We start from the raw sequence: 24,464 nt of genomic DNA, 5'->3' as shown, positions 1-24,464 counted from the left end.
TCCGCTCTTGAGCTGATTGATCGCACATAAAAAATCCCCGACTGGTTCGGGGATTTTTTTTGCCTGATCGTTCCCACGCAGAGCGTGAGAACGATCAGTTAACCAAAGCGGTAAATATCCATGCCCAAGGCACCCATGGTGAACCCCTGGTGCGCAATCCCGAATTCGCCCCCGGCCCCGCGGGCAAAGTACAACGGCAGCAAGTGCTCATCACTCGGATGATTGCGCACCGCGTTTGGCGCTTGCTGACGATAATCGTGCAATGCGGCTTCATCGTTGGCGGCAAGCTTTTCAATCATCCAGTCGCGAAAGGCCTTGGCCCACGGCTCGACACTTTCCGGGCCGGCGTGCCAGTCCAGTTCACGCAGGTTGTGGGTGATGCTGCCAGAGCCGATCAACAGCACGCCGTGCTCGCGCAGGCTGGCCAGCGCATGGCCGACACGGGTTTGCAGGGCCGGGCCGCCACGGGTCGGCAGTGAGACCTGCACCACCGGGATGTCGGCCTGGGGGTACATCAATGACAGCGGCACCCACACCCCGTGATCGAACGGGCGCTTGGCATCGATGCGCGCCGGCAGGTCATTCGCCTTGAGCAGCTCGACCACCTCGGCCGCCAGTTGCGGATCGCCCGGCGCCGGGTATTGCACCTCAAACAGCGCCTTCGGAAAACCGCCGAAGTCATGCCAGGTTTCTGGCTGGGGGTTCCCGCTGACCAATAGCTCATTACTTTCCCAATGCGCAGACACAATCACGATGGCTTTTGGCCTGGGCATTTCTGCCGCCAGGCGCGCCAGGGCGGGACCGCTGGCGCCCGGTTCCAGTGCCAACATCGGCGAACCATGGGATATGTAGAGGCTGGGGAACATGTAAGAGCTCCTGAGGGGTAAGATGGCGTCATCTTCAGTCAGATCATTGATCTAAATCTAATATAAGTTTTAGGGTCTTTTGATCGAATTTTCGGGATTAATTATGCAGCCGGAGTTTTGGCACAAGCGGTGGACGTCGAATCAGATCGGCTTTCACCTGCCGGAAGTGAATCCATATCTGCAACGGTACTGGCCGCAACTGGGCCTGGAAGAGGGCGCGCGCGTACTGGTGCCGTTATGTGGCAAAAGCCTGGACCTGCTGTGGCTGGCAAAATGCGGTCACGAGGTATTGGGCATCGAATTGTCGGAAAAGGCCGTGGAGGACTTTTTCCACGAGCATCAATTTGACCCGGACGTGAGCGACCAGGGCCCGTTCACGGTCTATCGCGCCGGCTCGATCGAAATCTGGTGTGGTGATTTCTTCGCCCTGACCGCCGGTGATGTTGCCGATTGCAGCGCGCTGTATGACCGCGCGGCGTTGATCGCCTTGCCACCGAAGATGCGTGAGCAATACGCCGAGCATCTGAAGCGGATTGTGCCGAAGGACTCCCTGGGGCTGTTGATTACCCTGGATTACGAGCAGGCACAAAAGGACGGACCGCCGTTTGCCGTACTGGACGATGAAGTGCAGCGGTTGTTCGGGGCAGCCTGGAAATTGAAGATTCTGGAAGATCAGGATGTGCTGGGCGAGAGCTGGAAGTTTATCGAGAGCGGTGTGACGCGGCTTGAAGAGCGGGTGTATCGCTTGGTGAGTTGATTCAAAAAGCAGAAGACACAAAAAAGGGGCGATCAATCGATCGCCCCTTCGTGTTTCTGCGCAGGGCTATCAGCCCCGGCGACGCAACGCGTCAATACGCTCTTCCAGCGGCGGGTGGCTCATGAACATGCGGGCGAAGCCCTGTTTGATGCCACCGTTGATGCCGAATGCGGTCAGGGTGTCCGGCATGTGCACCGGCATCCCTTGTTCGGCCCGCAGGCGCTGCAGGGCGCCGATCATTGCGCTGGTACCGGCCAGGCGTGCGCCGGCTTCGTCGGCACGGAACTCGCGTTTGCGCGAGAACCACATGACGATCGAGCTGGCGAGGATACCCAGCACCAGTTCGGCGATGATGGTCGCCACGTAGTAGGCGATGCCCTGGCCTTCTTCGTTCTTGAAGATCACCTTGTCGACAAAATTGCCGATGATCCGCGCGAAGAACATTACGAAGGTGTTCACCACGCCCTGGATCAGCGCCAGGGTGACCATGTCGCCATTGGCCACGTGACCGATCTCGTGGGCCAGCACGGCTTTGACTTCATCCGGCGAGAACCGCTCGAGCAGGCCCTGGCTGACCGCGACCAGCGCGTCGTTCTTGTTCCAGCCGGTGGCGAAGGCGTTGGCCTCGTAGGCCGGGAAAATCCCGACTTCGGGCATCTTGATCCCGGCTTCGCGCGACAGTTGCTCGACCGTTTGCAGCAGCCATTGCTCGTGACGGGTGCGCGGCTGGGTGATGATTTGGGTACTGGTGCTCATCTTCGCCATCCACTTGGAGATGAACAGCGAGAACAGCGAGCCGGCGAAACCAAAGACCGCACAGAAAATCAGCAGCTGATTGAGGTTCAGATCAACCCCGTTGGCCGCCATGAACCCGTTGAAGCCGAAAAGGCTCAGGGTGATGCTGGCAATCAGCACGACCGCCAGGTTAGTGGCCAAAAACAGCAGAATGCGCATCATGGTTGTAGAAATCTCCTCATGCTTAAGATGTAGCGTACTGCGGGGTATATAAGGTGCTGCACCGTGCTATTCAACCGAGTGACTATTTCAAACTGTGTCCTACAGCAACAGTTTAGCCGCGTGCAGGCAATTTCCGACGCTGATGCAGGACGTGGTTGTCAGTCGATGGACGACGCGGCCCCCGTCTTTGTTAGACGCGAGCAGGAAATCGGTCAGCAGGCAGGGATGACGGCCAGGATGGCCGACAGGGTGTAGAGATGTGTTGCTGAATCAATCACCGTGCGACCCGGAACCGAGTCGCACGGTGTCCGTCAGCTTACTGGCGGTAAGTCTTGAGGAAGTTGCCGATCCGGCCGATGGCCTGATCCAGTTCGTCGACGCGGGGCAGGGTGACCACGCGGAAGTGATCCGGCCACGGCCAGTTGAACGCCGTGCCTTGCACCACCAGCAGCTTCTCGGACAGCAGCAGGTCGAGCACGAACTTCTCGTCGTTGTGGATCGGGCAGACTTTCGGGTCGATGCGCGGGAAGGCATACAACGCGCCCATCGGCTTGACGCAGCTCACGCCCGGGATATCGTTGAGCAATTCCCAGGTGCGATTACGCTGTTCCAGCAAGCGACCTTGCGGCAACACTAGGTCATTGATGCTCTGGTAGCCGCCGAGTGCGGTCTGGATCGCGTGCTGACTCGGTACGTTGGCACACAGGCGCATGTTCGCCAGCATGTCGATGCCTTCGATGTAGCTCTGGGCGTGGTGTTTCGGCCCGGAGATGGCGATCCAGCCGGAACGGAAACCGGCCACGCGGTAGGACTTGGACAGACCGTTGAAGGTCAGGCACAGCAGGTCCGGCGCCAGGGACGCGGTGCAGATGTGCACGGCGTCGTCGTAGAGGATCTTGTCGTAGATTTCGTCGGAGAACACCACCAGGTTGTGCGAGCGGGCCAGTTCGAGCATGCCCAGCAGCACTTCCTTCGAATACACCGCGCCAGTCGGGTTGTTCGGGTTGATGATCACCAGCGCCTTGGTGTTCGGTGTGATCTTGGCCTTGATGTCGGCCAGGTCCGGGAACCAGTCGGCGCCTTCATCGCACAGGTAATGCACCGGGTTGCCGCCGGCCAGGCTGACCGCGGCGGTCCACAGCGGATAGTCGGGGGCCGGCACCAGCACTTCGTCGCCGTTGTTGAGCAGGGCCTGCATCGACATCACGATCAGCTCGGAAACGCCGTTACCCAGGTAGATGTCTTCGATGCCGACGCCTTCGACCTGTTTCTGCTGGTAGTACTGCATCACCGCTTTGCGCGCGCTGAACAGGCCTTTGGAATCGCTGTAGCCCTGGGCGGTCGGCAAGTTGCGGATCACGTCCTGGAGGATTTCATCCGGCGCTTCGAAACCAAAGGGCGCCGGGTTGCCGATGTTCAGCTTGAGGATGCGATGGCCTTCCTCTTCCAGGCGTTTGGCGTGCTTGAGCACTGGGCCGCGAATGTCGTAGCAGACGTTGGCGAGCTTGTTCGATTTGCTGACCTGCATGGCGATGTGTTCCCGAAAATGAACGATCCAGGCGGCGTGTGAACGACCGTACTGGGAATCCTGCGTATTCACACAGGCCTGACGCCTGCGATGGCGACACTCATAATCCGTTTGAATGCGCGGTGTCTGGCTGCCAGACTGGCGTTTGACGAGGCGCAATCATACGTGCCGCCCGATCCTTGGAAAAGGTACAGATCGGGCTTTTTCAGCTGCTGAGGTGTGACGATGGAAAAGTTGGATAAAACCCTGGAAGAATGGAAGGCGATGCTCGACCCGGAGCAGTACAACGTTTGCCGCCTCAAGGGCACTGAGCGTCCGTTCTCCGGCAAGTACAACGACAGCAAGGTCGACGGCGTTTACCACTGCATCTGCTGCAACGAGCCGTTGTTCGATTCCAGGACCAAGTTCGATTCCGGCTGCGGCTGGCCGAGCTTCTACGCGCCGATCGGCGACAGTGCGATGGTCGAGATCCGCGACGTCAGCCACGGCATGATCCGCACCGAAGTGGTCTGCGCCAAGTGCGATGCGCACCTGGGCCATGTGTTCCCGGATGGCCCGCCACCGACCGGTTTGCGTTATTGCATCAACTCGGTGTGCCTGGACCTGGTTCCCCGCGAATAACCCGAATCCCCCTGCTGTAGGAGCAAAGCTTGCTCGCGATGGCGTCTTAACATTCAACAATGATGTTGACTGATCCGACGCTTTCGCGAGCAAGCTTCGCTCCTACAGGTACAGGTACAGGGATTGGCGGGCGTTCTATTGATTTATTAAATTGCACACAATTCAATTGCTCGCTATGTTCAACGCTTCTTCCATCCTCTGGAGCCCGAACCATGAGCGACAACCTGCTGAGCATCCCGGTGACCACCATCAAGGGTGAACAGAAAACCCTGTCCGACTTCGCCGGCAAAGCCGTGTTGGTGGTCAATACCGCCAGCAAATGCGGCTTCACCCCACAGTACAAAGGTCTGGAAGCGCTGTGGCAGACCTACAAGGATCAAGGGCTGGTGGTGCTCGGCTTCCCCTGCAACCAGTTCGGCAAGCAAGAGCCGGGCAATGAAGGGGCGATATCCGAGTTCTGCGAGTTGAACTACGGCGTCAGCTTCCCGCTGTTCAAAAAGATCGATGTCAACGGTTCCGACGCCCATCCGCTGTTCGTGCAACTGAAAAAGCGCGCACCGGGCCTGTTGGGTTCCCAAGGCATCAAGTGGAACTTCACCAAGTTCCTGATCGGCAAGGACGGCCAGTTGGTCAAGCGCTTCGCCCCGGCCACCAAGCCGCAGGACCTGAGCGCCGAGATTGAAGCCCTGCTCAAATGAACAGCGTGTCCGCCGATTCGCTGAAGCTCGACAGCCAACTGTGCTTCAAGCTGTATGCCGCTTCCCGGGCGGTGATTCGTGGCTACAAGCCGATGCTCGATCAGCTCGGCCTGACCTACCCGCAATACCTGGCGATGCTGGTGTTGTGGGAATGGCAGGAAGCGGCTCCGCAGCAGCCAACCGTCAAAGCCCTGGGTGAACGCCTGGCGCTGGATTCCGGCACGCTCACGCCGTTGCTCAAACGGCTTGAGCAACTGCAACTGGTCCAGCGCCAGCGTTCGGCGCGGGATGAGCGTGAGGTGCACCTGAGCCTGACGCCAGCCGGCCTGGCCTTGCGCGAGCAGGTCGGGCCGCTCAAGGCGCGCCTGCTCTGCGACAGCGGCGTTGATCTCAATCACTTGAATGAACTGCGCGAGGGCCTTGATCAGCTGTTGGGGCAGATCAAAGCACTGTCGTAGTCGGTATCCACAAGTCGAGCAGGGCGGCCAGTTCTTCCCGGCGGAAGGGTTTGGCCAGGTAGTCGCTCATGCCCGCCGCACGGCAGCGCTCGCGTTCTTCGGACATGGCGTTGGCGGTCAGGGCGACAATCGGCAGCTGCGGCCAGCGCCCGCTGCGGCGGATGTGCCGACTGGCCTCGTAGCCGTCCATCACCGGCATGTTGCAGTCCATCAGTACCAGATCGAATTCACTCAGCTCCAGCTGATCCAGGGCTTCGGCACCGTGAGCCGCGACAATCACCTCGCAACCGAGTTTGCCGAGCATGCCCTTGGCCACCAATTGATTGACCGGGTTGTCCTCCACCAGCAACACCCGACCGCGGCGTTGAGGGGTGAGGGCGTCGAGGCGGGCGTCGTTGATTGTGCTGGTGTCCGGTTGCAGGATCCGGCGCAATGTCTGATAGAGCGCGTTACGTGCCAATGGCCGCGCCTGTTGCTGCAACGGCGCCAGGGCCGCGGCTTCTTCGCTGGGCATGAAACTGCCATAAGCGGTGACCAGCAGGATCGGTGCGCTGAGCGTGGTACGCAGGCCGAACAGGCATTCCGGGCAGTCAGTGATCAACACATCCGGTTCCAGGCCGAGCAAGGAATCCTCGATGGAGCGCTGCTGATAGTCGAGCCCCCATAACGGCAACAACCCTTTCAACAGTTCCGCCAGGCCACTGCTGGCGGCCGTAATCGCGATGACCTTGCCTTGCAACGGCTGCGGCGCGATGGCGCGGGTGTGGGCGGGCAACGGCAGGTCAGCGCAGAACTGGCTGCCGAACCCGGCTTCGGAACTGATCGTCAACCGTCCCTGCATGGCTTCGCAGAGGTTGAACGTCAGCGCCAGCCCCAGCCCGGTGCCGCCGAATTGCCGGGTAATGCCGGCGCCGGCCTGGGTGAAGGGCTGGAAGATTTTCACCTGGGCGTCCTGGGCGATGCCGATGCCGGTGTCGCAGACCTCGATGCGCACGCCGTCCTCAAAGGTGGACAGCCGCACATCGACCCGCCCGAAACGGGTGAACTTGAGCGCGTTGGACAGCAGGTTGCTGACAATCTGCCGGACCCGGGTCGGGTCGCCCAGCACCAGGGCCGGAAACTGCGGATCGATCAGGCAGGCCAGTTCGACGCTGGGCGCGGCGTTCTGCGACAGCAGGTTGGCGGTGTCCTCGATCAGCGAGCCGAGGTCGAACGGAATGTGTTCGAGCTCCAGTTGGCCGGCATCGAATTTCGACAGGTCGAGAATATCGTTGAGCAGCTCCACCAACACCTTGCCCGAGTCATGGGCGATGGACAGCTGTTGCTGTTGTTCGGCATTCAGCGGTCCATCGAGCGAGAGCGCGATCATCCCCAGCAGGCCATTGAGCGGCGTGCGGATTTCATGGCTCATGTTGGCCAGGAACGCCGAGCGTGCTTCGGCCATGTCCAGGGCCGTCCGGCGGGCGACTTCCAGTTCCTCGTTGGATTGGCTGAGCCGGGTGTTGATCGCCTTGAGTTCGGCAGTGCGGGCCGAGACGATATTTTCCAGTTGCCCGAGGTAATCGGTCAGGCGATTTTCGGCGTTGCGTCGTTGCTGGATTTCGGTGGCGATGTTTTCGAACTGTTGATTGGCGACCTTGACCAACACGCCGATTTCATCGTTTTCATGCCCCGCCGGGTACTCCAGCCACGTCGGTTCCGCGCTGCGCGGATCACGGCCGCTGAGTTCGCGGATAACCCGCACCAGTGGCTTGGTCAGCATTACGTAGAACAACGCCAGCAGGATCCCGGTCAGGATCAGGCTGCGGGCGAACCCGTTGAGCAGCGTCACTTCGGCCCGGCGCAGGAAACGGCTGCCGAAGGCATAGGTGTCGACCTCCAGTTGCAAGGTGCCGAGGGATTCGGCAGGCAAGTGGTCGAGGTAGAGGCGGTCTTCGAACTGGCGGTTGGCGCCAAACAGGAAGTCGCTGATCAGCCGATAACCGTCCTGCTGGCCCTGGCGTTTGACGCTGGCGAGCACGGTATTGTTGTTGTCGGTCAATTGCGCGCTGATGATCGCGGGCGAGCGTAGCAGGCCCATAGTCAGTTCCTGGGCGAGCTCGGCATCGATGTTGTAGGCGATGCGTGAGGCCGGGTTGTGGCTGATTTCCAGTAAAGACAGTATTTCACGGTTGATGGAGGCGTCTTCGCTGGCATAATCGATGCCTATTTGCACCAGACTGAGCAAGGTGCCCAATATGAAACCGACCAGCACAGTGAGCCGGGCTTGTTTGTATGAAAGCCGGTGGGTGAACTTGATATCCATGGGGTGTTGAACCACTTCCGTTTCCCTTCGCTGCTCAAGCATAGTCGATCATGCATGGATACCGATGTTCCCGCACCGCCCCAGTTTGAGGGGGGCGGTTGATGTAAGTTGCCGTATCACCATCATTACTGTGAAACGTGCCCGAGGAGAAGACGTGGATTCCCGATTGAATGCTTTTCTTGAACGCGCCGATGCCGTTCTGGCCCGTATCGAACCCCTGCTGCCGGCCCCTCGGCAAACCATCGACTGGGTGCATTGCCTGGCCGCGCGCTGGCAGCGTGAGGGCCGCATCGGTTTCCTGTTGCCGCTGCAAGTCAGCCTCGACACCCGCTTGACCGACCTGATCGGTGTCGACCGCCAGGTGGAGCAACTGGGGCGCAATACCCAACAATTCATCGACGGCATGCCGGCCAACCACGCGTTGCTCTGGGGCTCGCGGGGTACCGGCAAATCGTCGCTGGTTCGCGCGTTGCTGGCCGAACATCACGCGGCCGGTTTGCGCCTGATCGAGATCGAGCGCGATCACCTGGCGGACTTGCCGCGTATCGTCGAGCAGGTCGCCAAGCTGCCCCAGCGTTTTGTGCTGTTCTGCGATGACCTGTCGTTCGAATCCGGCGAAGGCGATTACCGCGTACTCAAAAGCGTGCTCGACGGCTCTCTCGAACAGGCGCCGGACAACGTGCTGCTGTACGCCACGTCCAACCGTCGCCACCTGGTGCCGGAAAAGGAAAGCGATAACGAAAACTGGAAACGCGTTGACGGCGAACTGCATCCCAGCGAGGCCGTGGAAGACAAAATCGCGTTGTCGGATCGATTCGGGCTGTGGCTGTCGTTTTATCCGTTCACTCAAGAACACTTCCTTAATGTGGTCGAGCACTGGATCGGGCAACTGGCCGACAAGGCCGACCTGGCCTGGCAACGCAACGAGGAACTCGACATTCTCGCCGTCCGCTGGGCCACTGGCCGGGGCAATCGCAATGGCCGTTGCGCCTATCAATTTGCGCGTTATTGGGTTGGGTTAAAGCTGTTGGAGCACAAGGCATGATCGATTTAAAACAAAGCGGCCAGGGCCTTGAAGGCTACGGCATGCTGTGGGCGCAACTGGAATCCTTGCTGGCGGACGAGCGGGATTTCATCGCCAACGCCGCGCAGTTTTCCGCGTTTCTGTACAACCAGCTCGATGACCTGAACTGGGCCGGTTTCTACCTCAATCGCAATGAAGAACTGGTGCTGGGTCCGTTCCAGGGCCAGATCGCCTGCGTGCGAATTCCGTTCGGTCGGGGCGTGTGCGGGGCGGCAGCCGCTACCTTGCAAACCCAATTGGTCGAGGATGTGCACGCGTTCCCCGGGCATATCGCCTGCGACAGCGCCTCGAACAGCGAGCTGGTGGTGCCACTGGTCAAGGACGGCCGACTGATCGGCGTGCTGGACCTGGACAGCCCGAAACTGGCGCGTTTCACTGCCGACGACCAGGCCGGTATCGAACAGTTGGCCGCGATTTTCCTGCGCCTGACCGATTGCTGATCACGCCCGCAAGCCTGCCTTGACCAGCAGGCTTGCCGGGTCCACGGCATCGATCTGTTTCGGGTCGAGGAACTGCTCGGCGTATTGCCGGTAAATCTGTTCGTTGATAAACAGCCCGAACAACTCAGGGTCGATATGGGCATCACGGCACATCGTCGCCATGATGCCCAGCGCTTCGCTCAAGGACTTGGCTTTCTTGTAGGGGCGATCGGCTGCGGTCAGCGCCTCGAAAATATCGGCAATCGCCATCATCCGCGCCGGCAGGCTCATGTCTTCGCGCTTCAACCGTTTGGGATAACCGGTGCCGTCCATTTTTTCGTGGTGGCCGCCAGCGATTTCCGCGACGTTGTTGAGGTGGCCGGGGAAGGGCAGGTGGCTGAGCATCAGGATCGTCTGCACCATGTGGTGATTGATGATGTAGCGCTCTTCGCGGGTCAGGGTGCCGCGGGCAATGCTCAGGTTGTACAGCTCGCCGCGATTGTATTTGTGCGGCGGCACATCGAGTTTGAAGCCCCAGGGATTGTCTGGCGGGATCAGTTCGCCTTCGGCGCGTTCCAGCAGATGTTCGGGTTTGTCCGCCAGCAGCGGTTCACTGACCGGTAGCGTCGGCGCCAGGGTGCGCGCCTGACGCCGGTTCTCTTCCCAGGAAACCCCCAATCGATCATCCAGGGTTCGGGTCCAGGTCCGTTGGGCGATCACATTCAGGCGCTGGAGGTCGGCCTCGGCCATCGCCTCGCCACCCAGATTGCAGCGAGCGATAAAGGCGAAGTCATCGTCCAGACCGGCGAGGTTGGCGTTGCGCAATTCAGCCAGGTGCTGCTCGTCGCCACCCAGGGCGATGGCCTGCCAGTAGTTGATCCAGGCATCGCGCTTGAGCACTTCGAAACGGGTGCGGATCTCGTGGATGCGATCGTTCAGGGTTTCCAGTTTGGTGGCCTTGTCGACCACATATTCGGGCGTGGTGACCTTGCCGCAATCGTGCAGCCAGGCCGCGATGTGCAAGGCTTCCCACTCATCTTCGGTGGGGTGGTAGCCGCTGAACGCCGGGTCCTGGCTGGCCGCCGCAGCCTGGGCGAGCATCAGGGTCAGCGCCGGTACGCGCTGGCAATGGCCTCCGGTGTAGGGGCTTTTGGCGTCGATCGCACCGGCCAGCAGTTGAATGAAGGCGTCGAGCAGCTGTTTTTGCTTGGCTTGCAGACGCTGGCTTTCGATACTCACCGCCGCCGCGCCGGACACCGCTTGCAGAAAGGCGATGCGATCCGGGCGCAGTTTTTCCAGGTCGCTTTGGTTGCCGCTGTCGGCCAGCAGCAGTATCAGCAGACCAACCGTCTCGTTATGCCGGTTGCGCAGGCGAATGCCGATCAGGTGCACCCGCGGGCTCTGCATGGCGAGCAAGACTTTCTGCAAATCCCCCGCTTGTTCGTAACCCAGGTTGGCGACCACATTGTCCGCATTCGCCAGCTGTTGCAGCCACGCCGGGTTCTGCGGGTTCTGCAGTTCGTGGCCTTGAAGGTCGAACGACGGCAAGGGGTGGGAAGTGCCATTGATGATCAGGCCTTGGGGTTCGATGCGCTCGCCGTCACCTTCGCGCAGGTAGATCAGGCCAGCCTGGGCCTGGGCGATTTTCACGGTTTCAAACAGCACCCGTTGCAGCAGCGGCGCGAAGCGGGTTTCAGCGCACAGGCTGTCGGTGATCTGGAAAAAACTGCCGAGGGTGTCCTTCATTCGCGCCATCGACAGGCTCAATTGATCGACCTCTAATACCGGCGAGCGGCGGCTGACGGGAAAGTTGAAATCGAAACTGCGAATCGCATCAGCTTCCTTCACCAGCGCACGCAGCGGCTTGACCAGGATGCGCGAGGTCAGCCAGCCCATCGGCAGGCACAGCAGCAAGGTGGCCAGGGTAATCAGCGCCCCTTGCCAGCGCATGCGGTAGGCATCGACGAGCAATTCATCCTCGGGCACCAGCAGTGCCATTTGCAAACCCTGGGGCCCTCCTTCCGGCATGTGGCTGCGGGCGACGATCCACTGCCGGCCGGCGACGTCCAGACGATTACCCGCCGCCGGGCTGGCCAGCAGGGCAGCGAGGGCCGGATTCAGGTCTGCGGCTTTGCCGAGGCGGGCGGTCTGGTCGTCGATGATCAGTTTGCCGCTGTCCGGGTAGGCAATGGCATTGCCCTCGGCATCGAAGAGCACGATCTCGGTGCTGGGGGTCACCACGTGTTTGGCCAGGGTGGCGCAAAGTTCGGCCAGGGTCAGGTCCGCGGCCATCACCGCACCGTCGCCGCTGCGTCGGGCCAGGGTGGTGCCGACGTTGTGGGTGGAGAAAAAAACGTAGGGTTCGGTGGTGATCTGGTCCGCCTCCGCCCGAGCGCTGGTAAACCAGGCGCGGGTTCGCGGGTCATAGGTTTCGTCGGGCATGTCCTGGCGACTGATGAGGTTCAGGGCCTGATCGTAGAAAAGGGATTGCGAGACGACCGCAGTGCCGCTGGCGGGGTGCTCGATGCTCCACACCTGATAGGCCGCCATGTCCGGGGCCTTGAGCAGCGCCTTCAACGCCTCGGTGCGCAGCGGACGCACCATGAAGAAGTCGCCATTGGCGTAGCCCAGGTACAGCGAGGCCAGGTTGGGGTTGTCCTGGAGCGATTGGCTGAACGGTTTGAGCAGCGCCAGGCGCTGCTCAAGGTTCGGGGCCTGGGTGGCCGGGGTCTCGGCCAGCAGGCTCAGCAGGTGGCGAATCGGTTCATAGGTGGCCTGCAGGTCCAGGCGTACATCCTGATCGATGCGCTCGAAGAGCTTTTCACTGCTCGAAAGAATGATCTGCGTGGTTTGCCTGTAGTTGAAAATGCCCAGCACCACACCGGTCAACAGCAACAGGAAGGTAAACATGACGCTGATATGCACGTGCAAGGGGAACCGGCGTCGATCCGGGCGCAGTGGGCTGGGCATTACGGTTCTCTCCATAGTGATTAACGCACTGCTCAGCGTCCAAGCATAGTTAAGGCGTCACCGTTTTGCCGTTGTCGTTGCAGCGTATCTGGTGCAGTAATGCTTGCTCCAGTTCGAGCATGACCTGGTTCATGGTTTTTATGCAGTGGGCGATGTCATCCGCGGGTGCTGCGTCGTGGCAGGCTTGCTCAAGGGCCTGGCAACAATCGATCAATCGGCACGCCTGGGCGATGCGGGCCGCACCTTTGATTTTATGCGCGACGTCCACCAGTGCCTGGCGGTCCCCAAGTCCGGATAAGCCCAGCAGCTCCTGGCGATCCAGGCGGTTGCTGCTCAGCAGCTCGTCCAGCAGGCGCCGGGCCATTTCCGGGTTGCCGCCGGTCAACAGCGCCAGCCCTTCCAGATTGAATGCCTGTTCACGGACCGCTGGCTTGATGCCTTCGACCCATTGGCTCAATACCGTCAGGCTCAGGGGCTTGAACAGGCAATCGTTCATTCCGGCGTGCTTGCAGCGCTGGATTTCCTCCGGCTGCGCATTGGCGGTAAAGCCGAGGATGGTGCAGGGCGAGCGTTGGGCCTGCTGCTCCTGCTGGCGGATGGTACTGGCCAGGTCGTAGCCATTCATGATCGGCATGTTGCAATCGACCACCACCAGATCGAAGGGCTCGCGCTGCCAGGCTTCCAGTCCCGCACGGCCATCATCAGCGCCGGTAAACCGATGCCCCAGGTATTCCAGTTGCTGGCACATGAGCAGGCGATTGGCGGGATGATCGTCGACCACCAGCACGTTCAAGGACGCGCCGCTGGTAGGGATGGCCGGCTCGACCCGGTCCGGCACCTGCTTGGGTGGCAGCGTCGGCAGGTACAGTGAAATGCTGACCTGGGTGCCTACCCCGGGCTGGCTGCGCAGTTGCAGGCTGCCGCCCATCATTTCGCACAAGCTGCGACTGATCACCAGCCCAAGCCCCGCGCCGCCCCGGGCCAGCTGTCCGCTGTTGCCGACCTGGGCAAAGGGCTCGAACAGGCGCTGCTGGTCCTTCTCGCTGATGCCGACCCCGCTGTCCTGGACCTGCACTTGCAGCTGCGTTCGTTCGGGTTCTTCACCCGCAAGCAGGTCAACGGTAATCCTGACCTCACCTTGCTCCGTAAATTTGATCGCGTTGCTGATCAGGTTGGACAGCACCTGCTTGAAGCGCAGCGGGTCGAGCAGCACATCGACGGGCGGTTGCGGCGGATTGAAGACCAACAGCAGGCGCAGATTTTTCTGCCGGGCCAGCCCGTCGAAAATCCGCACCACCGAGGCGACGATTTCGCCCGGATTGACCCGCTCCGGGCTCAGGCTCAGGCGCCCGGATTCGATCCGGGCAATGTCCAGAATGTCGCCGATCAAGGCCAGCAAGTCTTTCGCCGAGCTGTACGCGGTTTCGATCGCGGAACGCTCCTGGCGCCCCTGATCCATGCGCTTGAGGGTCAGCTCGAGCATGCCGATCACCGCGTTCATCGGCGTGCGGATTTCGTGACTCATGGTCGCCAGGAAGGTGCTCTTGGCCCGGTTGGCCTCATCGGCCTGTTCCTTGGCGGCCCGCAGCTTGTCGAACAATTGCCGCCGTTCGCTGATGTCGATCCAGCCACCGATGACGCCTTGCACTTCACCGCTCGAATCACGGTAGGGGAGAATCCAGTGATAGATCGTCAGTCGACGGCCGCCGATGTGCAGCGGGCGATCAAGGATCAACGGTGTGCCTTCGGCGACGACCCGTTGATAGTCAGCCTGATATTCCCGGGCTTCGAAGGCATTGCTCATCTTGCCCTGCATGACGTTTTTGCCGATCACATCTTCGCGTTTCGCCTGGAACGCCTCCAGGTAACTGTCGTTGCAGCTTTTCAGCAGCCCCTGGCGGTCACGCACGTAAATCGGGTGAGGCGTGCCGTTGACCAGCGAGCGCATGAACTCGAACTGATCGTTCAGCGCCCGCTCGGCTGCTTTGCGCTGGTTGATCTGGCGCCGCATCCAGGCATTCCAGGCCATGGAAATCAGCAACAGGAAACTGGCGGCGGCGACGATCTGATAGAACACCCGGTGAAAGTTGTTCCAGGTTTTTTCCGAGGCCGCCGAGTAACCACGCCAGCGGCTGTTGATCACGCCCAGCTCTTCCGGGGCGATGCTCAGCAGCGCTTTGTCGATGATCGAACTCAGTTCCGTGGCGCCCCGGGCCGTGGCCAGGGAGAACGCCGCTTGCCGGGTACCGATGGTGGTGCTGATCTGCAGTTTGTGTTCAAAGATGTGCGACGAAATAAAGTAGTTGGCGATGACCAATGAATTGACGGCGCCCTCGACCTGGCCCTCGGCGAGCAGTTCCACGGCATGAAAGGTGTCCGGCGTTTCAATCAGGTGAATCCGTGGAAATTCGCTGCGCAAGTAGTCCATCAGCGGATTGCCCTGGGCGATGGCCAGGCGTTTGCCTTGCAGTTGCGCCAGGTGGGTCGCGCTGTCGGCGGACTTGCGGGTCACCAGCACAAAGGAGTTTTCCAGATAGGGGCGACTGAAATTCAACTGGGTCTGACGCTGAACGCTGGGGAGCAGCGCGGCGATCAGGTCGGCCTGATTGTCTTTGATGCGCGCGATCATTTGATCGTCGCCGCGGCTGCGCTGGATCTCGAAGCGCAACCCGGTACGCAGCCTGATCAGCTCCAGGAGGTCGGCGGTGACACCACGAAAATTGCCGTCGCTGTCGAAAAACGTCAGGGGTGCGAACGCTTCGTTGACCACCACGCGCACCACCGGGTGCTGTACCAGCCACTGCTGCTCACGGTCGGTCAGTTGCAGCTTGTGATCAGTGAGCAGAATGTCGCTGCCGGCACTCCAGCGTTTGGCGATGTTGTCTCGCTCGCTGGTGGGGACGGCCGCGAGGATCGCATTGACGATCTGCAGCAGTTGCGGGTTGTCCTTGCGCACCGCAAAGCTGAAACCGTGTGCTTCGTGTTTACCGAAGTTGGCCATGCGGATGTTGTTCAGGTAACCCTTGTTGATCATGTAGTGGGTGGAAATGGTGTCGCCGAGGAAGACGTCCGCCTGGTCGAAAGCCACCGCATTGATTGCATTCTGGTAGGACGGGTAGTCGATGATGAGCGCCTTGGGGTACAGCGCCTTCACTTCCTCCAGCGGCAGGTAGTGATACACCATGCTCAGTCGCAGCCCGGCGAGGCCATCGGTCAACGATCGGGTTTCGCCCTCGCGGGTTACCAGCACCGGCCGATCCACGGCATAGGGAGCAGACAGCACAATGTCGGGGTTTTGGGCTTCGAAGCCATTGGCCGTGCCGAGCAGGTCGACCTCTCCCAGTTGCAATGCCTTGATGGCGGCCTGGCGCGAAGCGTAGCGCTGGACCTTGACCGGCAATCCCGTGGCCTGCCCGAGGATCCCGGCATAGTCAGCGGTGAAACCTTCATAGTCCTGGCCACTGACGGTCAGGTCGAAAGGGGGATAGTCCGGGGCGGAGGAGCCCAGTATCAGTTCGCGTTTGTTCTGTGCCCATTGGCGTTGTGTTTTATCCAGCTGGACTTCCAGGTGTCCACCCGTTGAGCGGCTGAGCAGGGAGTAGTTCTCGAAGGCGGTGGGTGCTGCACAAACTGAGGCGCTCAGGCATAAACCTGCACTCAATGTTATTAGATAGTCCTTTAGGCGACTGGGCATCCTGTCTCTCACACTAACGCGTTACGTTTTGCCATCTCGATGAGTGCTACCAGGGATTTGGCCTTGAGTTTTTGCATGAGGCGTTTCTTGTAAGTACTGACTGTCTTGTTACTCAGGAACATGCCTTTGGCGATTTCCTTATTGGTGCGTCCTTGAGCGAAGAGTTGCAAGACCATCAATTCCCGATCGTTGACGGATTTGAATAGTTCAAGTTCGGCATAACGCACATCATCCGGGCGTACGGGATTCAAGGCTTGGCTGGGGAAGTAGTTATAACCTGACAATACGGCCTTGATGGCGCTCATCAGTTCGCTGAGGTCTTCCTGTTTGCACACATACCCCGAGGCACCGGATTGCATGCAGCGAATGCCGAACAGTGTCGGGCATTGCGCGGTCAGCACCAGGGTTTTCAGCGGTGTGCTCATGGCATTGAAACGGGCGAGAACTTCCAGTCCATCCAGTTTGGGGATGCTGATGTCAAGAATGATCAAGTCGGGCATGCATTCACGAACCATCTGCATGGCATCGACCCCATTATCGGTTTCGCCCACGACTTTATAACCCTCATGCTCCAACAGCATCCGCACGGCAAGGCGGATGACGGGGTGATCGTCGACAATAAAAACGGAGTTCATAATCAAGTCCCATACGTGCGCGAATAAAGCGCGCACCTTAGCTCAGTTAATTGTGAGGGCGCATGAACGGACGGGGCTGTAGCGGCAATATAGGACTTTTCCTACAAATGAAAAAGAATGGGGCTACGTATAAACTGGGTTTTGCATAAGGAATGTGAAAGTTCTGATTGTGTAATCGGAAATTGATTAGGGTTGGTATGTAAGTAATGCGCAGTAGTTGATTGCGTATGAGACGTATCAGAAAATCGCGCGTTTTTCCCGCAACTGAAAGGGGTGGTCTTCCACCAGCAGGATGTGCAAGTCGAAGTCGAACAGTGGGGTTTGCATTGAATGGAATACGCCGCCAGCAGTGAGCGCCTGATGATTGCGCGAGCCGGCCGGGTATTCGATCAGTCAGCTCAGCGCGGCGCGTAGGGAGATTCAGCGGCTGTTGAAAGGGCGTTGAAGGGCGAGCGCCTTCAATCAGCCGGTCAGAAGCGTCTGACACGGCTGATCTTGAGGTTTTTATCCGTGGATCGAGCGGCCAGTCATTTCCTGGGCCATCTCACTGGCATAGCTGTCGGTCATGCCGGCGATGAAATCAATCATGCGCAGAAACGAGGTATGCAACGGGCCGTGGGGATCGGGCGCGTTGTTACCCAACAGGTCCAACACCCGGCGGCTCTTGAAGGACGGCGAGCGCCCGTTGTGCTGTTCCAGCGCCGCGCCGCAGAAGGCGTTGAGCAGGATTTCCAGCGTGGTGTAGGCGCCGATTTCATGCAGCGTCTTGCGCTTGTCCTGGAAGATCTTTTTACGCGCCATGTCCTTGGCATTCAGCACGCATCGCTTGGCCGGGCCGTGCATGTGCTCCACCAGATCGCCGGGCAGCGTGCCGGCCAGCAACGCGTCCTGTTGCTCGACAAAGGCGCGGGCGGCGGCGTTGGTCAGGTGTTCGATGGCTTTGCCGCGCAGGATCGCCAGTTTGCGCCGACGCGAATCCTGCGCGCCGAGCTGGCGATAGGTCTGCGGAATATCATCACCCACCAGGTCCAGCAGCAGGGACTCGACTTCGGCGTACTCCAGCAGGTCCATCTCCAGGCCGTCTTCAAGATCGATCAGCGCGTAGCAGATGTCATCGGCGGCTTCCATCAGGTACACCAACGGATGACGCGCCCAGCGCTGGTCTTCCAGTTGTGGCAGGCCGAGCTTGTGCGCGATCTGTTCCAGCAGCGGCAGTTCGCTCTGGTAGCAGCCGAACTTGTGCTTTTTGTAGCCCAGGGAATCGGCGTGCTTGGCGGTCCAGGGGTATTTCAAATACGTGCCGAGGGTGGCGTAAGTCAGTCGGGTGCCGCCGTCGAACTGGTGATATTCCAGCTGCGTGAGCACGCGAAAGCCCTGGGCGTTGCCTTCGAAGTTGAGGAAGTCATTGCGTTCGACCTCGCTCATGCCATCGAGCCAGCCCCGCCCGGCGGCTTGCTGGAACCAGTGACGGATCGCATCTTCACCAGAGTGACCGAACGGTGGATTGCCGATGTCATGGGCCAGGCAGGCCGATTGCACGACCATGCCCAGGTCGCTCGGGTCGCACCAGTCGGGCAGGGCGCTGCGGATGGTTTCGCCGACGCGCATGCCTAAGGAGCGGCCGACACAACTGACTTCCAGCGAGTGGGTCAGGCGCGTGTGGATATGATCGTTGCTGGACACCGGATGGACCTGGGTCTTGCGCCCCAGGCGGCGGAACGCACCGGAGAAAATGATGCGGTCGTGGTCTTTGTGGAAAGGGCTGCGGCCGAGTTCTTCCGGGCTGTGCACAGGCTTTCCGAGGCGTTCGCGAGTAAGCAGGGTTTGCCAATCCAAGGCTGGTTCTCTCCGTCAAGGGACTGATGGGGCCAGTGTCCTGTCTCGCATCAAGGCCTGCAAGCAGAACTACAGCCCGGCGGCGTCGATATCGATGAGCAGCAGGCGCTCGCCATTATCGAAAAACTGTCCGGCGGTGAGGCAATACTGGTTGCTGGTGGCATCGCGATAGGTCGTGGAAAGGGTCAGCCGTCGCTCATCCCAACCCTCGGCCAACAGGTGATAGAAGTACGGCCGCCATGACCAGTTGTGGCCCAGGTAGCGGTTATCGGCTTCCCAGGCGTTGTTGCGCCATTCCAGGTTGGGTGTCAGTTGCGTGCCGTGGCGGTCGCATTGGTAGAAGCGCAACAACCAGGGGAAAGCATCCAGCTGTGGCAGGGCGCTGAGGGGCGCGCGGGTCTGGGCCCAGTGTTGCAGGATCGCCATCAGTTCGGTGAGTTGCCGGCGCATGACCATCAATTGCCCGCGTTCAATCAGTTTGCGCTGCACGTAGCGTTGGCGCAGTTGCGCGAACTGTTCGACGAAGGCGTCGGTGGCAAAGAAATCGGTTTGCGCCCGGGCGAACAGGAAACCCTGCACATAGCGCGAACCGCACTCCAGGGCGAAATTCAGCTGGGCTTCGGTTTCCACCCCTTCAGCAATGATCCAGCACCCGGTTTTCTCGGCCATCAGCGCCAGGGCCTTGACCACTTCGCTGCTCGGTCCGCCCAGGGCGGCGGCTTGAAACAGGCGCATGTCGAGCTTGAGAATGTCCGGTTGCAGGGCCAGCACGCGATCGAGTTGCGAATACCCGGCGCCGAAGTCATCGATCGCGATCCGTGCGCCGGCCTGGCGGTAGCGCACCACGACGTCGGCCAGGCGTTGGCTGTCGCCGCCCAGTTCGGTGATCTCGAAGACGATGCGTTGTGGGTCGACCCCATGCTTGGCCAGTTGCTTGAGACTCGGCAGCGCCTGGTCCGGGCGTAAGCGGCTGATCCAGCGCGGCGACATGTTCAGGCTCAGAAACCATTCCGCAGGGGCTTCGTGCAAACGGCTCAGGGCGTTATCACGGATCTGCCGATCGAGGCGCCGCAGGGCAATGGCGGGAGTTCGCGGGTCGGCGAACAGCGGCCCTACCGAGGTTAATTGACCATCGGCCTGGCGCAGTCGACCCAGTGCCTCGACGCCGGCGATACGGCCGGTGGCGGTATCAATGAACGGCTGAAAGCAGGCGAGCGGTTGCCCGTCGATCACGAGGCCTCCTTAGTAAGGTCTTGTTTTTGGATAGACCCGGTGCCGGGTAGGCACGCAGGATGGAACCCCTCGATAAAGAGGTTCATCCCGGTGTTATTGCAAGAATGCAGCCAGATAACGGGTGATCAGGGTTTACGCGAGGAACCCTGCATCACCAGTTTGATCAGCGGACCGAGGCTGGTGCCCAACTGAACCAGGCGCGTCACGCTGCTGACGCCGCCGCTTTTGGTACCCTTGCCGGTCAGAAAACCGAGCAGGGTTACGGCGGCCATGCCCCAGAGCGGAGCGTGCTTGATGCCGAAACCGTCTTGCAGGTTTTGCGTCATCCCGCGCACCCGCTGCAAGGGTTGCAGCAGTTGCCGGGATTCCTGGCGGATTTCCTGGCGGTGCATTTCCATGCGCAAGCGGATCAGCGCCTTGCGCATTTCCGTGCGCGAACTGTTGTGAGGCAATTGGGGCAGGCTCATGGCAGCAGGCGCTCCCGGTCGTTGGCCAATTCTTCCAAAGTACCGTGGAAGGGCGAGGACTCATCGAACACGGCCGCTTTGAGCCGCATCCCGCAAAAAATCGCAGCCAGGGTGTAGAACACGCACAGCCCGATGATCGCAGCCAGGCGATAGGTGTCCCAGAACAGGATCAACACCAGCGTCGACAACCCCACCAGCAACAGCAAGGCAAACACCAGCGCCAGGCCTGCAAACAGCAACAGGCTGACGGTGCGGGCTTTCTGTTCCTGCAATTCGATGCCGAACAACTCGACATGGCTGTGCAGCAACCCTAGAAATGCCGCACCCAGCCGCCGCGAGGAAGCGCTTGTGCCCGTCGCGGACGGGCCGGATTCGCCGATAGACATATCAGCGCCGCGTGGCCAGCAGGCCAATCAGGAAGCCCACGCCCGCGGCGATCCCGACCGATTGCCATGGGTTGGCCTGGACGTAATCTTCGGTCGCGGTGACGGCTGCCTGGCCGCGCTGGCGCAGGGAGTCTTCAGTCAGTTTCAAGGTTTCCCGGGCACGCAGGAGGCTGTCGTGGATCTGGTCACGCAATTCATCGGCCTGATCACCGGCGATGGATTTGGTGTGTTCCAGCAACCGTTCGGTGTCGCTGACCAGGGTTTGAAAATCGTTCATCAGGATTTCTTGAGCAGTCTTTGCCTTGATGCTGGCCATGGGTGGATCTCCGTAAGTGGCTTCTGATGCGTTCGAGTATGAGCCTTGGGTGAAGGTTCAGTACAAATGACTGGTACAACTTTTGCTATGTCATGGTGCGTCAGCCCGCGCCGTTGCGCTGTTGCCGGGCGTGATTTGAGCAAAACCATAACTCAAATAATCAAAACCCGCGCAAAGGTCGTGACCTTGTGCGCCAAAGCGGTTCATTGGAATTAATGCGTTGGTTCCAATGCGTCGCAAATTGGTGCATGGATTGCCTGCGCGAACTGCTTTGGTGCTTTTTAGCCTTCAGGTCTGCCAACCCCATGGAAAATCTGCAAAGCGCTGTGGACAGTCTGGTCCATAGCTCCAATACGTTGTTCATTTTGATCGGTGCAGTCATGGTGCTGGCCATGCACGCCGGGTTTGCGTTTCTGGAAGTCGGCACGGTTCGACAAAAGAACCAGGTCAATGCCTTGTCGAAGATCCTCAGCGACTTCGCCATTTCGACCCTCGCGTATTTCTTTATAGGCTACTGGATTTCCTACGGCGTCACTTTCATGCACCCGGCGGCAGTGATCAATGCCGATCACGGTTACGCGTTGGTGAAGTTCTTCTTTCTGCTGACCTTCGCGGCGGCGATCCCGGCGATCATTTCCGGCGGCATTGCCGAACGTGCACGCTTCGTTCCGCAGTTGTGCGCGACCGCATTGATCGTGGCGTTCATCTACCCGTTTTTCGAGGGCATGATCTGGAACGGCAACTTCGGTGTGCAGGCCTGGTTGCTGGAGCGTTTTGGCGCCAGTTTCCATGACTTCGCCGGCTCCGTGGTGGTCCACGCCATGGGCGGCTGGCTGGCGTTGGCGGCGGTGCTGTTGCTCGGGCCACGCCAGGGGCGCTATCGCGACGGTCGACTGGTGGCGTTCGCGCCGTCGAGCATTCCGTTCCTGGCCTTGGGTTCGTGGATTCTGATCGTCGGCTGGTTCGGCTTTAACGTCATGAGCGCGCAGACGCTGCAAGGCGTCAGCGGCCTGGTGGCGGTGAACTCGTTGATGGCCATGGTCGGCGGCACCGTGGCGGCGTTGATCGTCGGGCGCAATGACCCGGGCTTCCTGCATAACGGCCCGTTGGCCGGGCTGGTGGCGATCTGCGCCGGTTCCGACCTGATGCACCCGGTGGGCGCGCTGCTGACCGGTGCGATCGCCGGGGCGTTGTTCGTCTGGTGCTTTACCGCCGCTCAAGGCAAATGGCACATCGACGATGTGCTGGGTGTGTGGCCGTTGCATGGTTTGTGTGGCGTGTGGGGCGGGATTGCTTGCGGCATTTTCGGTCAGACGGCGCTTGGCGGCTTGGGCGGTGTGAGTCTGATCAGTCAGTTGATCGGCACCTCGCTGGGCGTGATCGTGGCGCTCGCCGGTGGCTTTGCGGTGTATGGCACGATCAAGGCATTCCATGGTTTACGCCTGAGCCAGGAAGAAGAGTATTACGGCGCGGACTTGTCGGTGCACAAGATCGGCGCCGTGAGCCAGGACTAGTTTTCTACATCTTCAGCACCGGGGTAAAACCGGTGCAGCAGGCTGTAGCGGTCATGCCGGACCTGATCGACCCGCTCCTGGACCTGATGCGCGGGCAAGCCGAGCATGATCAGCGCATGGGAGGCGAGCATCAGGCTCGACTCCAGCAACTCCGGCACCACTTCATTGGCGCCGGCTGCTTTCAATTCGGCCCACTGACTGTCGTCCCGGGTGCGCACCAGGATCGGCACGCTTGGGTTGAATCGGCGCGCTTCCTTGAGGATCAGCAGCGCGATGTCGGTCTGGTCCACCGCGATCACCAGCAACCGGGCGCGTTCCAGCCCGACGGCGGCCAGCAGTTCGCCGCGCCGTGAGTCGCCGTAATGCACGCTGCTTTCACCGGCGGCGGCTTCCTGAACCCGCACGGGATCATTGTCCAGGGCGATGTAGGTTTGTTGCGCGTTGTGCAGGAACCGTCCGATGGATTGCCCCACGCGCCCGTAACCGCAAATCACCACATGGCCGTGCAGGCCGGCGTTGAGTGCGCTGATTTCTTCGAGCTTGGCTTCTTCGTTGGGCTTGCGGTGCAGGCTGGCGGCGATCCGCGGTGCGGCGCGCAGCAACAATGGCGTGACCAGCATTGAGCAGAAGGTCGCTGCCAGCAGCAGTGCGCCGAGGTCGGCGGGCATTATCTTGTTCTGCTGCATCTGGGCCATCAAGGCAAAGCAGAACTCGCCGCCCTGAGCCAATGCCAGGCCGCTGCGCCAGGCGGTCTCGCCATCGCTGCCGCGCCATTTGACCAGCAGCGCCACCACGCTGCCCTTGATCAGCAGCAACCCGAGGGTCAAGCCGAGGATGAGCACGCCGTGGCTGGCAAACAGCTGCAAGTCGATCAGCATGCCGATACTGACGAAAAACAACCCAAGCAGGATGTCGCGGAATGGCCGGATATCGGCCTCGATCTGATGCCGGTAATGGCTTTCCCCCAGCAGCATGCCGGCGAGGAAGGCGCCGAGGGCAGGGGAGAGGCCGAGCAGGTGGGTCAGCCAGGCGGTCAGCAGCACAATCACCAACGCCAGCAGTACGAACAGTTCTGCGGAGCGGGAGGCGGCGACTTCGTGGAACAGCCGGGGCAGCAACCAGCGACTGGCCAGCAGCAGGCCGACGAACAACAGCGCGGTCTTGGCCAGGGTCAGGGGCAGCGCCCAATACCAGGCTTGTTCGCTGCTGCCGGCGAACACCGGCACCAGGGTCAGCAACAACACCGCCACCACGTCCTGGAACAGCAATACGCCGATGGCATTCTGGCCGTGGCTGCTGAAAATTTCCCCCAGGCTGCCCAGCTCCTTGCTGACGATGGCCGTGGACGACAACGCCAGACCGGCACCGAGCAGCAAGGCCGGGGTGACCGACATGCCGAACAGCATTAGCAAGATCCCCAGCAGCAGCCCGGAAATCAACACTTGCAGGCTGCCAAGTCCGAATACCACCCGGCGTAGCGCGATCATTTTCGACAGGGAAAACTCCAGCCCCAGGGAGAACAGCAAAAACACCACGCCCAACTCCGCGAGATCCGGCAATTCGTCGCTTTTGTTGACCCAGTCGAGTGCCGAGGGCCCGACCATCAGGCCCACGCAGAGGTAGCCCAGCACCGGCGGCAAACGCAGGCGCCGAAACAGGGCAATGACCACCAGGGAGGAGGCGAGGATGATCAACAGATTGGCAAACACAAAAAACTCCG

Annotated in this window: 20 protein-coding genes; 7 read left to right on the top strand and 13 right to left on the bottom strand. The window is 60.4% G+C overall.

Annotated elements, in window-relative coordinates; genetic code table 11:
• Positions 1-98 precede the first annotated feature (98 nt).
• The gene (locus ACY4LX_RS24295; protein WP_463258082.1) at positions 99-866 is read right to left on the bottom strand and encodes a DODA-type extradiol aromatic ring-opening family dioxygenase; all 768 of its coding nucleotides are present in this window, start codon (positions 864-866) and stop codon (positions 99-101) included.
• Between the two features lie 103 nt (positions 867-969).
• Here ACY4LX_RS24295 and ACY4LX_RS24290 point away from each other — a divergent pair, with 103 nt between their 5' ends.
• The gene (locus ACY4LX_RS24290; RefSeq protein WP_149660136.1) at positions 970-1,623 is read left to right on the top strand and encodes a thiopurine S-methyltransferase; all 654 of its coding nucleotides are present in this window, start codon (positions 970-972) and stop codon (positions 1,621-1,623) included.
• Between the two features lie 69 nt (positions 1,624-1,692).
• Here the strand turns inward: ACY4LX_RS24290 and htpX are convergent, their stop codons facing one another.
• Both htpX and ACY4LX_RS24280 read right to left on the bottom strand, forming a co-directional pair.
• A complete protein-coding gene (gene htpX / locus ACY4LX_RS24285) occupies positions 1,693-2,580 on the bottom strand; it encodes a protease HtpX (protein ID WP_149660137.1) in 888 nt (295 codons plus the stop codon).
• A 316-nt stretch (positions 2,581-2,896) separates the two neighbouring features.
• Positions 2,897-4,108, bottom strand: coding sequence for a pyridoxal phosphate-dependent aminotransferase (locus ACY4LX_RS24280; protein ID WP_054052048.1), 1,212 nt, complete (start codon positions 4,106-4,108; stop codon positions 2,897-2,899).
• Between the two features lie 225 nt (positions 4,109-4,333).
• Between ACY4LX_RS24280 and msrB the strand changes: the two genes are divergently transcribed.
• The 3 genes from msrB to ACY4LX_RS24265 all read left to right on the top strand — a co-directional run bounded on the left by msrB (position 4,334) and on the right by ACY4LX_RS24265 (position 5,885).
• A complete protein-coding gene (msrB, locus tag ACY4LX_RS24275) occupies positions 4,334-4,729 on the top strand; it encodes a peptide-methionine (R)-S-oxide reductase MsrB (RefSeq protein WP_463258081.1) in 396 nt (131 codons plus the stop codon).
• A 212-nt stretch (positions 4,730-4,941) separates the two neighbouring features.
• Positions 4,942-5,427: a glutathione peroxidase gene (locus ACY4LX_RS24270; protein ID WP_149660139.1), complete on the top strand. Its 486-nt coding sequence runs from the start codon at positions 4,942-4,944 to the stop codon at positions 5,425-5,427.
• On the top strand, positions 5,424-5,885 hold the full coding sequence (locus ACY4LX_RS24265) for a MarR family winged helix-turn-helix transcriptional regulator (RefSeq protein WP_463258080.1): 462 nt from the start codon (positions 5,424-5,426) through the stop codon (positions 5,883-5,885). Before ACY4LX_RS24270 ends, ACY4LX_RS24265 begins: the two co-directional genes overlap by 4 nt.
• Here the strand turns inward: ACY4LX_RS24265 and ACY4LX_RS24260 are convergent.
• The gene (locus ACY4LX_RS24260) at positions 5,869-8,190 is read right to left on the bottom strand and encodes a hybrid sensor histidine kinase/response regulator (RefSeq protein WP_149660141.1); all 2,322 of its coding nucleotides are present in this window, start codon (positions 8,188-8,190) and stop codon (positions 5,869-5,871) included. The two genes, ACY4LX_RS24265 and ACY4LX_RS24260, sit on opposite strands and share 17 nt — an antisense overlap.
• 154 nt (positions 8,191-8,344) lie before the next feature.
• On the opposite strand from ACY4LX_RS24260, the gene ACY4LX_RS24255 reads away from it, so the two are divergent.
• Both ACY4LX_RS24255 and ACY4LX_RS24250 read left to right on the top strand, forming a co-directional pair.
• A complete protein-coding gene (locus ACY4LX_RS24255; RefSeq protein ID WP_463258079.1) occupies positions 8,345-9,235 on the top strand; it encodes an ATP-binding protein in 891 nt (296 codons plus the stop codon).
• Complete coding sequence (locus ACY4LX_RS24250; protein ID WP_149660143.1) at positions 9,232-9,714, top strand: GAF domain-containing protein; 483 nt, start codon at positions 9,232-9,234, stop codon at positions 9,712-9,714. The genes ACY4LX_RS24255 and ACY4LX_RS24250 overlap by 4 nt, the downstream gene beginning before the upstream one ends.
• Here the strand turns inward: ACY4LX_RS24250 and ACY4LX_RS24245 are convergent, their stop codons facing one another.
• The 8 genes from ACY4LX_RS24245 to ACY4LX_RS24210 all read right to left on the bottom strand — a co-directional run bounded on the left by ACY4LX_RS24245 (position 9,715) and on the right by ACY4LX_RS24210 (position 21,230).
• The gene (locus ACY4LX_RS24245; protein WP_463258078.1) at positions 9,715-12,663 is read right to left on the bottom strand and encodes an HD domain-containing phosphohydrolase; all 2,949 of its coding nucleotides are present in this window, start codon (positions 12,661-12,663) and stop codon (positions 9,715-9,717) included.
• A 49-nt stretch (positions 12,664-12,712) separates the two neighbouring features.
• On the bottom strand, positions 12,713-16,357 hold the full coding sequence (locus ACY4LX_RS24240) for a transporter substrate-binding domain-containing protein (protein WP_463258077.1): 3,645 nt from the start codon (positions 16,355-16,357) through the stop codon (positions 12,713-12,715).
• A gap of 8 nt (positions 16,358-16,365) precedes the next feature.
• A complete protein-coding gene (locus ACY4LX_RS24235; RefSeq protein WP_123510288.1) occupies positions 16,366-16,992 on the bottom strand; it encodes a response regulator transcription factor in 627 nt (208 codons plus the stop codon).
• Between the two features lie 504 nt (positions 16,993-17,496).
• Complete coding sequence (locus tag ACY4LX_RS24230; protein ID WP_149660146.1) at positions 17,497-18,828, bottom strand: deoxyguanosinetriphosphate triphosphohydrolase; 1,332 nt, start codon at positions 18,826-18,828, stop codon at positions 17,497-17,499.
• Positions 18,829-18,897: 69 nt separating this feature from the next.
• Positions 18,898-20,061, bottom strand: coding sequence for an EAL domain-containing protein (locus ACY4LX_RS24225; protein ID WP_463258076.1), 1,164 nt, complete (start codon positions 20,059-20,061; stop codon positions 18,898-18,900).
• A 125-nt stretch (positions 20,062-20,186) separates the two neighbouring features.
• The gene (locus ACY4LX_RS24220) at positions 20,187-20,528 is read right to left on the bottom strand and encodes a hypothetical protein (protein WP_463258075.1); all 342 of its coding nucleotides are present in this window, start codon (positions 20,526-20,528) and stop codon (positions 20,187-20,189) included.
• Positions 20,525-20,914: a phage holin family protein gene (locus ACY4LX_RS24215; RefSeq protein ID WP_133838234.1), complete on the bottom strand. Its 390-nt coding sequence runs from the start codon at positions 20,912-20,914 to the stop codon at positions 20,525-20,527. Before ACY4LX_RS24215 ends, ACY4LX_RS24220 begins: the two co-directional genes overlap by 4 nt.
• 1 nt (position 20,915) lies before the next feature.
• Positions 20,916-21,230, bottom strand: a complete 315-nt coding sequence (locus ACY4LX_RS24210; RefSeq protein ID WP_133838233.1) for an ElaB/YgaM/YqjD family protein — start codon at positions 21,228-21,230, stop codon at positions 20,916-20,918.
• Positions 21,231-21,535: 305 nt separating this feature from the next.
• Here ACY4LX_RS24210 and ACY4LX_RS24205 point away from each other — a divergent pair, with 305 nt between their 5' ends.
• Positions 21,536-22,744 (top strand): ammonium transporter, encoded by a 1,209-nt coding sequence (locus tag ACY4LX_RS24205; RefSeq protein ID WP_463258074.1) that lies wholly within the window; start codon positions 21,536-21,538, stop codon positions 22,742-22,744.
• Here the strand turns inward: ACY4LX_RS24205 and ACY4LX_RS24200 are convergent.
• Entirely contained in the window at positions 22,741-24,453 is a 1,713-nt protein-coding gene (locus ACY4LX_RS24200; protein ID WP_463258073.1) for a cation:proton antiporter, read from the bottom strand. The genes ACY4LX_RS24205 and ACY4LX_RS24200 overlap by 4 nt on opposite strands.
• Positions 24,454-24,464 lie beyond the last annotated feature (11 nt).

This window comes from Pseudomonas sp. Emmai, from assembly GCF_055179735.1.
This window is presented reverse-complemented; position numbering and strand designations above follow the sequence as displayed.

What these genes read in the sequence shown, in the direction of transcription:
- ACY4LX_RS24295 (WP_463258082.1), bottom strand. Translation starts at nt 866, where the DNA reads ATGTTCCCCAGCCTCTACATATCCCATGGTTCGCCGATGTTGGCACTG.
- ACY4LX_RS24290 (WP_149660136.1), top strand. Translation starts at nt 970, where the DNA reads ATGCAGCCGGAGTTTTGGCACAAGCGGTGGACGTCGAATCAGATCGGC.
- htpX (WP_149660137.1), bottom strand. Translation starts at nt 2,580, where the DNA reads ATGATGCGCATTCTGCTGTTTTTGGCCACTAACCTGGCGGTCGTGCTG.
- ACY4LX_RS24280 (WP_054052048.1), bottom strand. Translation starts at nt 4,108, where the DNA reads ATGCAGGTCAGCAAATCGAACAAGCTCGCCAACGTCTGCTACGACATT.
- msrB (WP_463258081.1), top strand. Translation starts at nt 4,334, where the DNA reads ATGGAAAAGTTGGATAAAACCCTGGAAGAATGGAAGGCGATGCTCGAC.
- ACY4LX_RS24270 (WP_149660139.1), top strand. Translation starts at nt 4,942, where the DNA reads ATGAGCGACAACCTGCTGAGCATCCCGGTGACCACCATCAAGGGTGAA.
- ACY4LX_RS24265 (WP_463258080.1), top strand. Translation starts at nt 5,424, where the DNA reads ATGAACAGCGTGTCCGCCGATTCGCTGAAGCTCGACAGCCAACTGTGC.
- ACY4LX_RS24260 (WP_149660141.1), bottom strand. Translation starts at nt 8,190, where the DNA reads ATGGATATCAAGTTCACCCACCGGCTTTCATACAAACAAGCCCGGCTC.
- ACY4LX_RS24250 (WP_149660143.1), top strand. Translation starts at nt 9,232, where the DNA reads ATGATCGATTTAAAACAAAGCGGCCAGGGCCTTGAAGGCTACGGCATG.
- ACY4LX_RS24245 (WP_463258078.1), bottom strand. Translation starts at nt 12,663, where the DNA reads ATGCCCAGCCCACTGCGCCCGGATCGACGCCGGTTCCCCTTGCACGTG.
- ACY4LX_RS24240 (WP_463258077.1), bottom strand. Translation starts at nt 16,357, where the DNA reads ATGCCCAGTCGCCTAAAGGACTATCTAATAACATTGAGTGCAGGTTTA.
- ACY4LX_RS24235 (WP_123510288.1), bottom strand. Translation starts at nt 16,992, where the DNA reads ATGAACTCCGTTTTTATTGTCGACGATCACCCCGTCATCCGCCTTGCC.
- ACY4LX_RS24220 (WP_463258075.1), bottom strand. Translation starts at nt 20,528, where the DNA reads ATGAGCCTGCCCCAATTGCCTCACAACAGTTCGCGCACGGAAATGCGC.
- ACY4LX_RS24215 (WP_133838234.1), bottom strand. Translation starts at nt 20,914, where the DNA reads ATGTCTATCGGCGAATCCGGCCCGTCCGCGACGGGCACAAGCGCTTCC.
- ACY4LX_RS24210 (WP_133838233.1), bottom strand. Translation starts at nt 21,230, where the DNA reads ATGGCCAGCATCAAGGCAAAGACTGCTCAAGAAATCCTGATGAACGAT.
- ACY4LX_RS24205 (WP_463258074.1), top strand. Translation starts at nt 21,536, where the DNA reads ATGGAAAATCTGCAAAGCGCTGTGGACAGTCTGGTCCATAGCTCCAAT.